The following is a 14,261-nucleotide window of genomic DNA, read 5'->3' as shown; positions in this document are numbered from 1 at the left end:
TAAAAATATATTTTAGGTTAAGAAATCAAGGAATGTTTGAAGTTAATATTATACAATCCTGACCTTATACTTCTGTAATCCATGAACAAAAATTTGATAACCATTTTCCACTTTTTCAGCTTAGGCGCTTTGGCTATTTGAAAACTGCGGTGCATTCTTTTGATATGAATTTTAGCTTTTTCCGGAATCTGGTCTTCTGTCTGCACCCATTGGTCTATTTCGTTCCACAATAAAGCCCTTGAGATAGCCGGATCTATGACATGAGTATCTACTTTAGTGATCCTGTTATCCTCGTGTACGCCTCTCATTGCAATAGCTTTGTTAATGCTTCCAGGATAAAGATCAAGATAGTAGGATAGACGCAGGAGGAACTCGGTATCTTCGTGAAGCCTCAAATGAGGCTTAAACCATACTTTCATCTTCTTGATTAAGGATGCTCTCCGGATTGTCAGTGTATCAATACTGAAGAGCCCAAAGGTTCCCCGCATATGGATCAGTCCAAAAAAAATATCTTTTGGATGGTGTTTTTTATAAATGGTGGTGAGTCTATCTGCGAATACCCGGTAATATTGCTCTTTAGCTTTTTCAGAATAATAGTCCACCCCCAGAGCTCCATAGACGCCTTCTACCTCCGGGTTTTTAAAAAACTCTTTTTCTACGGTAAAGCGGTTCGGAAGAAAGTAGTCATCAGCATCTAAAAATGCTAAAAAATCACCGGTTGCTTTCTCCATCCCTAAATTTCTGCTGGGACCGGCACCATGATTACCTTTGTCGGGATGCTGGTGTAATTGTACTCTTTCATATTTTTCGGAGAGTTGCTCACATATTTGCAAAGCGTTATCCGGGGATTTATCCTCTATCAGGATAATTTCATAAACTTCATCGAACTGAAGTGCTGACTCTACGGCATGAGAAACAAATTTCTCTGCATTGTATACAGGAATGATTACTGAAATTTTCATCTTCATTTTTGGAACAATTAAAATAATTTTTGTGTTTTTATAATAGGCTACTTTCGCTCCTATTTAATTTTTTTTTTCACTACAAAATAAGACAAAAAATTCTGGAACTTCAATGCGAATCGTCTTTTTTATCGTTAAAAAGCAATACGGGATAGGCAATGGTCTTAAATTCTCTGAAATTTATACACCAACGAGGGATATAATTGGGTTGATTTTCAGAATTGTATATAAGTGAATCTGTATTTTGTTTTTAGAATTTTCGGATCTTTAATAATGGCAGCCAATAGGGCTGCTGTTTTGGAAAAACCTTTTTTTCCAGAAAGCTCAAAAGCTTTTTTTTGCAAAGAAATATGTCGTTTTGCATCCGGATCTATTCTATTTTTCCTGGACCATTTGTATATGGAATTCCAAAAAAGAAATTGTCTTTGGTTATATTGAGGAGAATACTTGATGATTTTGGTGATCCTGTTATCATCATGTATACCTCTTATTGCAACAGGTTTATCGATAATCCCTGATTTTAAATAACAATGATGAGCCAGTTTAATAATCAGATCCGAGTCCTGATGGACGCGCAATTCCTCGTTAAATTTCAGCCTGTTTTTTTCAAGAGCTGATTTTCTTACAGTCAGAGCATCCAAAGTAAAAAATGTACCAAATTTTTTGGGAGTCTGGCCTAATAATCCTTTAAAAACCTCCTGGCCTTCCGCCGGATAATTGACCGTCAGTAAATATTCGTCATTGATATTTAATAAAAAGTCTTCTTTGCCTTTTTCAGTCAGGAACTCTGTACCAATTGCATTAAAAACGCCTTCAATTTTCGGATCTTTAAAAAGCTCTCTTTCTGCATCAAATCTGTTGGGAAGAAAATAATCATCAGCATCCAGAAACGCAATGAAATCACAACAGGATTTTTCAATTCCGAGATTTCTGCTGGCTCCGGCACCATGATTACCTTTGCCAGGATGCTGGAAAAGCTTTACTTTATTATATTTGAGCGCTAGTTCGCGGCATATCACCAGTGCGTTATCCGGAGATTGGTCCTCTATGAGAATTACTTCTTCCACCTCATGAAATTGCAGAGCAGATTCTACCGCTTTGGAAACATACTTTTCTGCATTATATACAGGAATGATGACAGATATTTTCATTGTTATCTATTGTAATAAGTGAAGCGGTATTTCGTTTTTGCTATTTCCGGGTTTTTCAATAGTTCTAAAAAGAGACACCCATATTTTATCAGTCCGTTTTTTAAAGAGAGATCAAATGATTTATAAATTAAATAGATTCTTTTTTTATATTCAGGAGCAATAGGGTTTGAGGCAGCCCACTTATACATCGATTTCCATAAAAGAAATTGCCTCTGGTTATATTGTGGAGTATATTTTATGATTTTTGTAATTCTGTTATCATCATGAATTCCTCTTATTGCAATAGCCTCATCTATACTACCTGTTTTGAGATAGCAATGATACGCCAGCCTCATGATCAGTTCTGTGTCCTGATGAACACGGAGCGCTTCATTAAAACGGATGTTGTTACGGTCCAGAGAAAGCTTTCTTACCGTAAGTGAATTAAGATGAAATGAGGTGCCGAAAACTTCCGGAGTTAAACTTAAAAGTCCTCTGAAGACTTCTTCTCCTTCCGCCGGATAATTAACTGTACTTAGAGAAACTTCTTTAAATTTAGACTGAAATTCCTGTTTTCCTTTTTCTGTTAAATATTCTGTACCGATAGCACCAAAAACACCTTCTATATCAGGATCGGAGAAGAGCCTTTTTTCAGCGTCAAATCTATTCGGAAGATAATAATCGTCAGCATCCAGAAAGGCAATAAAATCCGAAGTGGCATGGTCAATCCCTAAGTTTCTTGAGGCGCCTGCACCCCGGTTTTCTCCATTGGGATGCTGAAATAATTTTACTTTAGGAATTTCGGATATCAGTCTTTTGCAGATCTCTAAAGAATGATCAGTAGATCTGTCTTCAGCCAGAATAATTTCTTTTACCTCGTCAAAGAGGGCAGCGGAATGAACTGCCTTTTCCAAGAACTCAGCAGCATTATAAACGGGTATGATCACAGAGATTTCAATCATAGTACAGATTGGTTATTATCCGCCCAAAGAGCAAGCTGAAGAAGGTTCCAATGCTTTTCATCTTTTTTCAGAAACTGCTGGGTTGCTTTATAATCAATGAAATTAAACACTTTATGGTTGGAGTTGCTAAGCAGGTCATTGGAAAGGTTCATCAGATTTTCTTCTGCAAACCAATTCTTCACGCCTAAGCCAAATCCTTGTTTGTGACGTTTTCTGATGGTTTCCGTCCAGTAAGATCCCATAGCTTCACGGAGTATGATCTTATCATTTTTTTCATCCAGTTTCAGCTGATCCGGAAGCTGGATACAAAATTCTGCGAAATCGAGATCAAGAAACGGGGTCCTTACTTCCAATGAATTGGCCATAGCCATTCTATCTGATTTTACCATCATATTCGCCGGAACATAGTTTTCCAGATCTATTCTCATGATGTCATTTAAGGAATCAGGGTCTGGTGTAAAACTGTAGTCCTGCAAATACTGGGCTGTAACTCCAAGAATATCACGCTCTTTTTTATTAAAAGCATTTCTCACCTCGTTCAGATGGAAATCCATGATAGATGAGTACTGTAGATTTTTCTGAGTTAAATAAGACGTTGTTTTCAGTTTCTGATAAAGTTGTAAACCAAACTGGGCAACAATATTTTTATAACTGAAATGATTTTTCAGTTTATTTTCCACGGTATAAAAATGATATCCGCCAAAAAGTTCATCGCCTACATCGCCGGAGAGTACTACGGTCAGATTTTCTTTAGCATACTTACAGATTTCGTAATGTGGGATAAACGATGCGTCGGCAAAAGGTTCATCAAAAAAGGGAGAAATCTTCAGCAATGATGAGACAAGATCTTCTTTTTTTTCGTGAACTTCTATATGATGGGTGTTGTATTTATCTGCAATTTCTTTGGCATATTTCAGCTCATTATCTTTGTGATCGTATCCGAAGCTGATCGTGGTCTGATGAGGAAGAAATTCGTCAACCATCGCCACCACTGAAGAAGAATCCAGGCCTCCGCTTAAAAAGCTTCCTACTTCTACATCTGCAATAAGTTGCTTTTTTACTGCATTTTTCAGCAGGTAAACAAACTCTTCTTTAGCATCGGAGAGGCTTATTGTCCGGTCTTTCGCTGGTATAGAGTAATATCTGGAAACTGTAATTTTTCCATCTTTCCAAATCAGTTGATGGGCAGGTGGAAGGGTGAAGATATTGCTGTAAATACTTTGGTAGGTGCTTACATATCCGTATTGCAGATAATGGGAGAGGGCTTCTGAACTTACTTTAGGCTGGATTAATCCTGATGCTACAATTGCTTTTATTTCGGAAGCAAAAATAAATTCATTATTGTTTCCTAAAGCATAGTAAAATGGTTTTTCCCCAAACCGGTCTCTGGCACAGAACAGCTGTTGCTGCTGGTCATCCCAGACTGCAAAGGCAAACATGCCCGGAAGATCATGGATGAGGTTTTCCTTTTTCCGTTGATACATCGCCAGTATAACTTCTGTATCAGAGCCGCCGCGATAAGGATATTCTGCATATTTTTTTTTGATATCCTGGTATCCGTAGATTTCACCATTAAGGACAATGCACTCATTTTTTGTATTTGAGAACATGGGTTGTTTGCCATTTTCAGACAGATCTATAATCGAAAGCCTCCGATGGCCCAGTGCTGCATTATCATAAAATTCATAATGGGAAGAGTCCGGACCGCGGTGTTTCAGAGAATCCGTCATTTTTTGGATCTCATCCTGATAATTTCTGGCATTGCTGCTAATGATTCCCGCTATTCCACACATAATATTTTATTTTTCATCATTTATTTTTCGTTTATGCTTACGCTAATTTACGACAGATTGAGAAATACCGGACCTTTCTGAATGACCTGATTTCTGAATCCCCTTAATTTTGTGCTGTCAGAAGATATTTTTTTATATTTTTCCAGTAGTTTTTTATAATGGCTGAGATTTCCCTTCAGAAGATTTTTAAGGATTCCCAGTTGCAGATGTTTTTTTTCCAGCTGAAGACCGTTGGGTAAATTGGGGTTCATAGCGTTGATTTCAATGCGAACATCTTCATACTTTGTAAAATCTATTTTATGAAGAAGCTGTACCCCATCATGTACCACTTTGCTTGCCGGAACGAGTATGATTTTCTTTTTGTGAAAATGAATACGGTTAACATACTCATCATCTTCACCATAATGGAAAAAATAGGGATTGAATCCTCCTACAGATTCTACTGTTTTCCGAGGGAGAAGCCAATGGGCTGCATTGATGAAATGAATCTCATACCATGGTTTAAGGGTTTGAAAATACAGATCTGAAATCATTCTGGTCTTTTCGTAATTTTTGGCGATATACTGGTCAAGAAAAATGTCGAGATACTTTTCTGACCCATCTATATGCATCGGGCTTATGATTCCAATTTCCTCCTGGTTGGGATAGATCTGGTAGACTTCCAGCATTTTTTCTATGCTATCCTCGTATAACCATGCGTCCTGATTCATCAGATAAAAAAAATCGGCCCCGTTTTTATAGGCGCTCTCAATGCCTATATTATTGGCTTTTCCAAAACCAAGATTGATGTCAGATTGAATAAGTTCTACTTCCGGAAAGTGAGTTTTTATATACTCCTGTGTTCCATCCAGAGATCCGTTATCAATCACAATACATTTCACAGAAACCGATGATTTCCTTAAACTTGTAAAGCAACGTTCTGCCCATTTCATGGCATTGTATGTGACGATTATGATATGGATCTCAGGCATTTCATTTTCTATTTTAACAGATCTTTATTTGAATTTAATTTTATCTCTCAGTTTCATGGTCGGAATCTCAAAGTATTTATAGAGGAGTAATGCTCCGAGAATGGATGCTACCCAATAAAATACATTCTTCAGTACCATGAACTCTATGCCGCTTCCTGCAAAAAATGAAGAAAATATATTGTCTATCAATAATTTTTTTATCAATGAAAAATGAATCAGATACAGGGAATAAGAAATAAGACTTATATACGTCACTGCGGTGGCTATTTTTCCATATTTTTTTAAAGAATACTGACTCAGCAAAGGTAAGAGACACAGTACTGCCATACAAAAAAGCGGATAAAAAAGATTAACATAATAAAAGCTTTCTATATTCGGATACAGGTATGATAATACCTTCCATGCAAGCATCAGTACAATTCCGGTAACGAAAAACTTATATTTATTTTTTGTCCAGAAATGATGATAATAAAAACTTAGATAAGCGCCAATTACGCCATACATTAAATTGTCCATCCTCATGATGACCACGCGTCTGTAGTCTACCATCTCAGGAAGGTGACCACTGCTGTACATATAATATCTCAGAAATGTGGAGAATAGCAATAAAGCAACGGAAACAAGGATAAGCGATCTCTTAAAATTGATTTTAAAAAAATTCACAGAGAAAAAAAGTAATAATGGAATACTCAGGTAAAACCATTCTTCCACACTCAGGCTCCAGGACTCTCCAAAGAAAGAATCATTGGCATGGGTAAGATTCTGACTGAAGAACAGGAAAGGAATAATAGCCCTGAGCGGAAATCCTGTAATAAATACCTTACTCAGCACTCCCAGAATCAGTACAAAAAGATAGTAGCTGGGCAGGGTCCTGAACCATCTCCTGATCCAGAAGGTAAAAAGTTCAGACCTGCTGAAACCATTTTTCTCAACGGATTTGATAATAATATTTCCTATCAGAAAACCACTGAGAACGAAGAATATACAAACTCCGTCAAAGTAGAAAAGGTCAAAAAACGTATATACCGTATCAGGAAGTAAAGAGGCGCTATGGCTGAAGACTACAAATAATATGGCCAGCATCCTCAGGATATCAAGCCCAAATATCCGGTTGTGGCCAATGTCCAATTTAAAAAAGTTTTTAATCTGCATAAATAATAAAATTACGGCTTGACTATTAATTATCTATAAAAACGTGTTTAAAAGTATCCATAACGGGATGCGGCAGGAATTTTTGAAATAATTCTTCTGCGGATAAAGTCAGATCACTGTCTAAAATAATATCTCTAAGTTCCTTTTCATTACCATAATAATAAGCTTTGTCACCAAGATGGCTGATGTGGGCTTTTTCAGGAGGATTGGCAAAAGCGATGACCGGCTTTCCTTTAATCGCAAACTCTGCCACAGTGATTCCAAAAGTTTCTCCTCTTTCACGGGCATGAAGAAGGGCGCTGCAGGTATTGATGAATTTTTGTTTCATCATGACATCTGAACTTGGTGGCAGAAAAATAATATTTGATGGAGCCGCCTTCCACCATTTTTTTTTGACAAATGCATCCACCCCCATAAAAATGAAATAAATATCTTTATATCTGGAGGCTATTTTTTCTATGGTCTGCTGCGCAAAAATAATGTTGAAACTGGCATTACCGCCATAATATCCGTATACTTTTGCGTTGGAAGGAATATTAAGCTCTTTTCGGAGATCCTGATCTGTTTCTGCTTCAAAATTGACCATATGGGGGACAAAAGGATATTTTGAACCGGTCATTTCCTGGCTCAGCCATTCAGAAACATAGGCATAGACATCTCCATGAGGTTCAAAATGTTTAAAAACGCTGTGGATCACCGTTTTACATTCGCTGGTTTCTATATGGTCGATATCACCGTTTTTAATCGCATAAAAAAGATCGATATTATTTTTGCTGACGAGATCATCTACTTCTTTAAAATCTGAATAACCAAACACATTAAAGCGTTTGGTGAATTTTTCAATACCCAACGGATGGTTGGTCTTTGAATTTTTATCATACACGATCAATGATTCGTTCCCCAGATATCTTTCATTGAAATCTGCATAATCATATAATGCGATGGAAGTCCCTCTGTAATTGAGTTCATTCTCATGGAAAAGAATTTTCATTCTGTGCTATTTATTTAAATTTATTTTTCAATTTACTAAGTATTTTCCGAATTATATTTTTCTTCGGATACTTGGTAAGATCATTGTGTTTGAAAAGACCTTCGCCTTGTGCTATTTTAAAATTCTGCTTCACCCACCAGGACGCGATATTTCTTTCAAGGGATGCCGTTTCTCCGGAGAATGGAATGATTTTGCCTAGCAGAAAATCTTTTCGCACGAGGTAAGGGTTGTTGGTCCAGTTTGCCCAGCGAGATGTCGTGATGAAATATTCACCCTGCTTTTGTATTTTGTCCGGGAATTCTGTGGCCGGATCCAGCCAGTGCAGGGATTCCAGAAGGTGCGGGGAAGTGCATTCATGCCAGTCGTCATAGTAATCAAGCTCATGGCCTTTATGTCTGATTGAGATGAGAGGATATCCCGGATTCTTTCTGCTTCGGTATCGTATGACATCAAATCCCTGATCGAGAAATTCAATGCCATCCTTAAGCTGTGAAAGGGTTGTTTTTTGATCTTCAATAAGTTGCCAGTCGTGTTCCAGAAAAAGGATATTTGCAGAAGAAGCCTTTTCGGCCAATAATTTCATTCCTTTACCAATCCCGATATTTTCTTCCAGTCCAATATACCTTATTCCATATTTTTCTGCTGTGTTTTTATCCTGCTCACTGACTTCCTGAAAGAGGATGACAATATCATCGGTCATCTCAAGAAGACCATGTTTTTTATAGGATTTCAGTGTGTTTTTGAGGGTTTCACCAGTTTTCCAGGAGAGGATACAGATGGTTATGGGTAATTTTTCCATAGAGATACGTTAAAGATTGAGGAAAGGATGCTTGCCTGTCATGGACGTTTTTCTGGCCGCTTCGATCTCTTTAAATTTTTTTGAAAAATACTTATATTGCTCCAGATAAAACTTCGATTCGTTGATATTTCCTTTTGCACTTAATTTTAAAATATAAGAAAGAATTGCTGTTTTTTCCCTTTTGACATTATAATCATAATTAGGGTCAAGATACTTTGTTTCTCTCTGCATTCTCATCGAAAGCCTCGTATTTGCTATTAATTCAGCTTTATCTTTGGGCGGTTTTTTATGAAAAGACTGTACCGCATCATGCACTACTTTACTTTTTGTACACACCATTATTTTTAATCCGAAGTAGGTGATTCTGTTTACATACTCATAATCTTCTGCACCGTAAAAAAAATAAGGATTAAATCCTCCCACTTTTTCAATGGTATTTTTGGGAATAAACCAATGGGCCGCATTGACGAAGCTTATTTCATAAAACGGTTTTGCATCTCCAAAATAGACATCGGAAAACATTCTGTTGTTTCTTACATCTTTGGCAAGATAATTCTCAAAATGGATGTCAAATTTTTTTTCACTTCCATCCAAATGCATAGGACTCAAGATTCCTATTTTATCTTTATCCGGAGTATTGTGGTACACATCAAGCATATTTTGAAAACTGTCCGGAAAAATCCAGGCGTCCTGATTCATAAGGTAAAAAAAATCAGCTCCTTCTTTATACGCTTTTTCTATTCCTAAATTATTGGCCTTTCCAAAACCCAAATTTTCAGAGGATTGTACCAGATCGATTTCAGGGAAATGTTTTATAATATAGTCCAAGGTTCCGTCTGTAGATCCGTTGTCTATGACCGTGCATTGTAAAGGAACGGAAGAATGCCTTAAACTGGTAAAACATTTTTCAGCCCATTTCATAGCATTGTATGTAACGATAATAACGTGAATATTAGACATTTTAATTTTAAATATACTTTTGGGTTAAAGTTTCCAGATAATCCTGGGAATTGATGCCGAAGAAAAACGTTTCTATATCTTGATCAAAATCTACTTTGTAAAAATCTCCTTCATCCGCTTCAGAGAACAGGGCTTTTTTATCGACCTTTTTTTCTATAGCATTAATGATCTCTTTCAGATTATAGTAATACGGATACGCCAGATTAATGGTTTTATTTTCCACCTGCATACAGTGGGAACCTAAAAATTTAGAGATATCTTCAATATCTAAGAGAAGCCTTCTGGCTTTAAGATGGAGGGTGAATTCGTCATCATTCCTGATCCGCGTGGAAAGAAAATTAAAAAGGGTATTAGGATTACCTCCGTTTCCCACAATATTACCTATCCTTAGAATAAGAAAATGATCTGAATAATGTTTTATATAATCTTCAACTGCTTTCTTATGCAGAACGTAAGGGCTGTCCTGTTTGGATTGGTCATGGACGCTTAATGTAGAAAAATAGATCAGCTTTTTTTCTATATTGTCTGCAAGTACGCTTTTCAGAAGAGAAAATTCTCTTTCAAATTCTGAAGGTCTTGTTTCCAGCGAATTGGAGACTCCTGAAGCAAAGAAGACTATATTGTCTGTATCATAAGATTTTACAGCGTTGGCTATAATACCATTTCCAATAATCATGTTTTAAGTGTTTTCATTAATTGTGTCTTATAAAATTGTTGAACTCATTTCTTCATGATTGAAATGTAAACTCAACGGTTTTGTTTTATTTCAGGTAATCAAATATATGAAAATAGTATTTCATTTTTATTTGGTTGATCAGACGATCCAAAAGAGGGAGCTTTTTAAGATAGTCTTTGTATTTTTGATGACAGTATCGTATGTAATCTGCATCGAGTGTTGTATTTAAATTCAATCCTGAGATTACCTTTTTTACAAAAGGATATCTTTGGAATATTCTGAAAAGATCTTCCCGCGATAAGTTTTTTACTTCTGAAGGATTAAATTCGGAGAATGCTTTATATCCAATACTCTGTTTAGGATGGATGCGGTATTCGCCTAAAACGGATCTTTCTATCCGGAGTGAATTTTGATCAGCAGCAAGCAGCAGCAGCTCATAGTCATGGATGATTACAGAATTTACTCTTTTCAGAGGTAAATGGCTTTTAAGAAATACATTTCGAATGGCCATGCTCATTCCTGGAAATACATTTCCTTCATATAAAAGTCGCTTCAGGATATCCTCGGGTTTTGTAAAATGATCGGGATCAAAGGATTCCATATGCCAGTAAACCATTTCTTCGGAACTTTCAAGAGATGCTCCGAAAAGCTTGATGCTATGACATATTATGTTGGTGTTTTTGTCATTGATGAAGATTTCAGTAATCGCTTCGGTTTTATTGCTATACCAGCGATCATCCTGATCACATAAAAAAACAATATCCCCCGAACATAGACTCATTGCTTTTTCAAAATTACCAACATATCCTAAGTTTTCGGGGTTTCGATACACTTTAATGATCTCCGGATATCTTTCTGCATATTTTGAAAGAAGTTCTAAGGTACCGTCCGTAGAGCCGTCATCACATATGACGATTTCAGATACCGGCCTGGTCTGGTTCAGAATACTGTCCAGTTGTTCAGAAATATAAGTGTGGCCGTTATAGGTACAAAGTGCTACGGATGAGGTCATAAAGTATTGGTTTCTCAGTTTTTTTTCTGAAAAAGATGGTAATAATATTTTTTAAGGGCGAGATAGCTGGATACTACTTTGCCACCTGTCGCTTTATTGAATTCATGCTTAAGTTGTGAAAGCTGGGTTGTATGAACTTCGATCATGTGGTAGGCAAGTCTGTCGTGAAGCTGATCCCCGTATAATTTTTTCAATATAGGAAGTACCTTGGTTCTTTGACTGATCACTTTATACGCATCGGAAGACAAACTTTTTTTATTATCTTCTTTCCGGTAATGGGCGAGAGGTTCATCAACCAGACGGACTTCCGGATTATTTTTGGTAATGTAGATCCACATCAACCAGTCTTCATTAATACTTAAAGTCGTATCAAAGAGGAATCCCTCAAGAAGTTTCCTGGAAATTAAAGCACAATGTATAGGGATGGTGAATTTAAGGTTCCATCCGAATACGATATTTTCGAATGAGACAAAAGCCTTTTCAATGCGGTTGTACCCCTCATAATGAGTGTTGTTCTTATAGATTGTGAACTGGCTGATGATGAGAGGATATTCTTTATCGCCAGCAAGACTTTTGGTAAACTTTTCACGATCTATGGTATCATCAGAGTCCAGGAACTGAATATAGTCTCCTGAAGATTTTTCAAGTCCTGCATTTCTTGCGGAAGATATCCCGCCATTTTCTTTATAAATATACCGAAAGCGAGGGTCTTTTTTGATCCATTTTTCAGCTGTTTTTTCAGTGTCATCAGTGGAGCCGTCGTTCACGATGATACATTCCCAGTTTGGATAGGTTTGTTCCAGCACCGATTGCAGGCATTCATCTAAAAACTGTTCCTGATTATAACAGGCAACGATGACAGAGATTACTGTAGTACTCATTACAGATATTTATAAAATTTACAGAAACCTAGCTTATAGCCTAATTTTACCCACCGTGAATTTTTTATTTCTTTTTTTAGATTCGTATGGTGTGTTAATTCCTTATTGTATACTTTTCTACGGACAAAACTTTCCAAAAACAATTCTTCAATACTGATATTTCTCCGTTCAGACATTTTAATTAATGCCAGCCAATGCCAGAAATAGGCCTGGTCTTCGCTTTTATTGGATATTCCACCTTTATGGACTCTATAAAGATAAAGATTTTCATCAATGTATTTTACCGGAGCTACTTCACACATTTTCATGTACCAATCTTTGTCTTCCGCAATTTTCAGGGAAATATCGATGCCTGACGTTTTCTGGTAGATTGATTTTTTTAAGGTGGCAAAACTCGTGATTTCAGCATTGAAATTCAGATATTTTTCATCTAAAGCCGTAATTTGAGCTGCTTTATGAACTCTAACTTCGTTCAGCTGATCATCACAGTACACAAAATTTGAGTAGACTAAACCTACTTCCGGATTTTGCATATGTGCATTAAATACAATTTCCAGGGCACTGCTTATCAATACATCATCAGGATCCAGAAATCCGCAAATTTCAGACGTGCTTAATTCTATCAGCCTTCTTTTTGTGTATCCTATTCCTTTATTACTTTCGTTCGTATAAATTGTAAACCGGGAATCATTTTTTGTGATATTTCTGATAACTTCCAGTGAATCATCCGTTGATGCATCATCTAAAATAATAGCTTCCCATTCTACAAGAGTTTGCTTAATAAGGCTGTCAAAGCAATCTTTGAAAAAACGTCCGTTATTATAATTAGCGATTAAAACCGTTATTTTAGTCATTGCCGTTTTCTTTTGATACTATTTTTTTCAGGGCTTCCAGATATCCGTATCCATTTTTTCTGTCTGGTTCCAGGATATTTCCTTCTGCCCATTCATTCCACGATTTTACCACTAAAAATTTTTGTGAATAATTTTTATCTTTTAGGAAGTTGACTGCTTTTTCTACCTGTTTTTCGAAAAGGGCAGGGCTGTTGTTGCCTAAAATAATTCCACGATTTCCGCTTCTTGGTGTGTTGTCCCAATTGGAAATAAGACATGGAAAGGTATCTACATCTGTTTCATCAAAATGAAGATCGTTGATCACATCCGGTGCATTCTGAATATCAACAGGTTTTTTGAAATCAACAGTTTTAAGTCCTAATATTCCTTTTAATCTGTTGGTGTAATATTGTTTTGCTGAAATATAAGGTTTCTGATTCATATAAGGACGCCATGCTCTTAAAAAGGCATTTGATATCTTCGCCTGATATCTTAGTTCTTTATAGCCATGATCATCTTCTGTTTTATTACTGGCTATGAGATAAAGGCCATCAAAACCATTCTCTTTCGCAAGGTCAGTGAATTTTTCAAGATATTCCGGTGATTTTTCATTGATGTTGATAGGGTCATACACCACTAATACCGGCTTATTGTCTACTTTTATGTATCTTTTGTCCTTAAAAAAAGGAAGGAGGTAGTTGAAATGAGAGATCAGATCTTCATCCGTAGGATATACCTGTTCTGCCAGGATTTTATTTTCTAAACCATGCCAGACTCCGGACCATGTTTCATTAGCCCAGCAAAAGCAGAAAGGGAAATCGGGTTTTCCGGATTCCAGTACTTCGTTGGCAATACGTTCAAGCAGTTGTTTTCCATTTCCAAACCAGTAATGGTAATAAATAAAACCGTGTACCCCATAATCCCGTGCCATCTGAGCCTGCTGCTCCCTTACTTCAGGAACCCGCAGGTCATAGTATCCCAGATCTCCCGGGCAGATGGGTTGTTCATGTCCTTCAAATAAAGGCTTGGCCTTACCTACATTAGTCCATTCTGTAAATCCCTTTCCCCACCATTCGTCATTTTCAGGAATAGGATGGTATTGCGGAAGGTAAAATGCAAGTGTTTTTATCTGTTTCATA

General features: G+C 36.7%; 14 protein-coding genes. All 14 read right to left on the bottom strand.

Features of this window, described 5'->3' with window-relative positions; translation table 11 throughout:
• Positions 1 to 17: 17 nt before the first annotated feature.
• The 14 genes from BW964_RS11155 to BW964_RS11090 all read right to left on the bottom strand — a co-directional run bounded on the left by BW964_RS11155 (position 18) and on the right by BW964_RS11090 (position 14,260).
• A complete protein-coding gene (locus BW964_RS11155) occupies positions 18 to 962 on the bottom strand; it encodes a glycosyltransferase family 2 protein (RefSeq protein ID WP_076507910.1) in 945 nt (314 codons plus the stop codon).
• A gap of 215 nt (positions 963 to 1,177) precedes the next feature.
• Positions 1,178 to 2,113 carry a glycosyltransferase family 2 protein gene (locus BW964_RS11150; RefSeq protein WP_076507200.1) on the bottom strand — a complete coding sequence of 312 codons (936 nt, stop codon included), beginning with the start codon at positions 2,111 to 2,113 and terminating at the stop codon, positions 1,178 to 1,180.
• A 2-nt stretch (positions 2,114 to 2,115) separates the two neighbouring features.
• The gene (locus tag BW964_RS11145) at positions 2,116 to 3,054 is read right to left on the bottom strand and encodes a glycosyltransferase family 2 protein (protein ID WP_076507198.1); all 939 of its coding nucleotides are present in this window, start codon (positions 3,052 to 3,054) and stop codon (positions 2,116 to 2,118) included.
• Entirely contained in the window at positions 3,051 to 4,847 is a 1,797-nt protein-coding gene (gene asnB / locus BW964_RS11140; RefSeq protein ID WP_076507196.1) for an asparagine synthase (glutamine-hydrolyzing), read from the bottom strand. Before asnB ends, BW964_RS11145 begins: the two co-directional genes overlap by 4 nt.
• A 47-nt stretch (positions 4,848 to 4,894) precedes the next feature.
• On the bottom strand, positions 4,895 to 5,818 hold the full coding sequence (locus tag BW964_RS11135; RefSeq protein WP_076507194.1) for a glycosyltransferase family 2 protein: 924 nt from the start codon (positions 5,816 to 5,818) through the stop codon (positions 4,895 to 4,897).
• Positions 5,819 to 5,842: 24 nt separating this feature from the next.
• The gene (locus BW964_RS11130) at positions 5,843 to 6,970 is read right to left on the bottom strand and encodes an acyltransferase family protein (protein ID WP_076507192.1); all 1,128 of its coding nucleotides are present in this window, start codon (positions 6,968 to 6,970) and stop codon (positions 5,843 to 5,845) included.
• A gap of 25 nt (positions 6,971 to 6,995) precedes the next feature.
• A complete protein-coding gene (locus BW964_RS11125; protein WP_076507191.1) occupies positions 6,996 to 7,961 on the bottom strand; it encodes a glycosyltransferase in 966 nt (321 codons plus the stop codon).
• A gap of 10 nt (positions 7,962 to 7,971) precedes the next feature.
• Positions 7,972 to 8,760: a glycosyltransferase family 2 protein gene (locus BW964_RS11120; RefSeq protein WP_076507189.1), complete on the bottom strand. Its 789-nt coding sequence runs from the start codon at positions 8,758 to 8,760 to the stop codon at positions 7,972 to 7,974.
• A 9-nt stretch (positions 8,761 to 8,769) separates the two neighbouring features.
• Complete coding sequence (locus BW964_RS11115; RefSeq protein WP_076507186.1) at positions 8,770 to 9,720, bottom strand: glycosyltransferase family 2 protein; 951 nt, start codon at positions 9,718 to 9,720, stop codon at positions 8,770 to 8,772.
• 7 nt (positions 9,721 to 9,727) lie between these two features.
• Entirely contained in the window at positions 9,728 to 10,396 is a 669-nt protein-coding gene (locus BW964_RS11110) for an NAD-dependent epimerase/dehydratase family protein (protein ID WP_076507184.1), read from the bottom strand.
• An 85-nt stretch (positions 10,397 to 10,481) separates the two neighbouring features.
• Complete coding sequence (locus tag BW964_RS11105; protein WP_076507182.1) at positions 10,482 to 11,408, bottom strand: glycosyltransferase; 927 nt, start codon at positions 11,406 to 11,408, stop codon at positions 10,482 to 10,484.
• A 14-nt stretch (positions 11,409 to 11,422) separates the two neighbouring features.
• Positions 11,423 to 12,289 (bottom strand): glycosyltransferase family 2 protein, encoded by an 867-nt coding sequence (locus tag BW964_RS11100; RefSeq protein WP_076507180.1) that lies wholly within the window; start codon positions 12,287 to 12,289, stop codon positions 11,423 to 11,425.
• On the bottom strand, positions 12,289 to 13,143 hold the full coding sequence (locus BW964_RS11095; protein ID WP_076507178.1) for a glycosyltransferase family 2 protein: 855 nt from the start codon (positions 13,141 to 13,143) through the stop codon (positions 12,289 to 12,291). Before BW964_RS11095 ends, BW964_RS11100 begins: the two co-directional genes overlap by 1 nt.
• A complete protein-coding gene (locus BW964_RS11090; protein WP_076507176.1) occupies positions 13,136 to 14,260 on the bottom strand; it encodes a glycosyltransferase WbsX family protein in 1,125 nt (374 codons plus the stop codon). The genes BW964_RS11095 and BW964_RS11090 overlap by 8 nt, the downstream gene beginning before the upstream one ends.
• Position 14,261 lies beyond the last annotated feature (1 nt).

Source organism: Chryseobacterium shigense (assembly GCF_900156575.1).
GTDB classification, from domain to species: Bacteria; Bacteroidota; Bacteroidia; order Flavobacteriales; family Weeksellaceae; genus Chryseobacterium; species Chryseobacterium shigense.
This window is presented reverse-complemented; position numbering and strand designations above follow the sequence as displayed.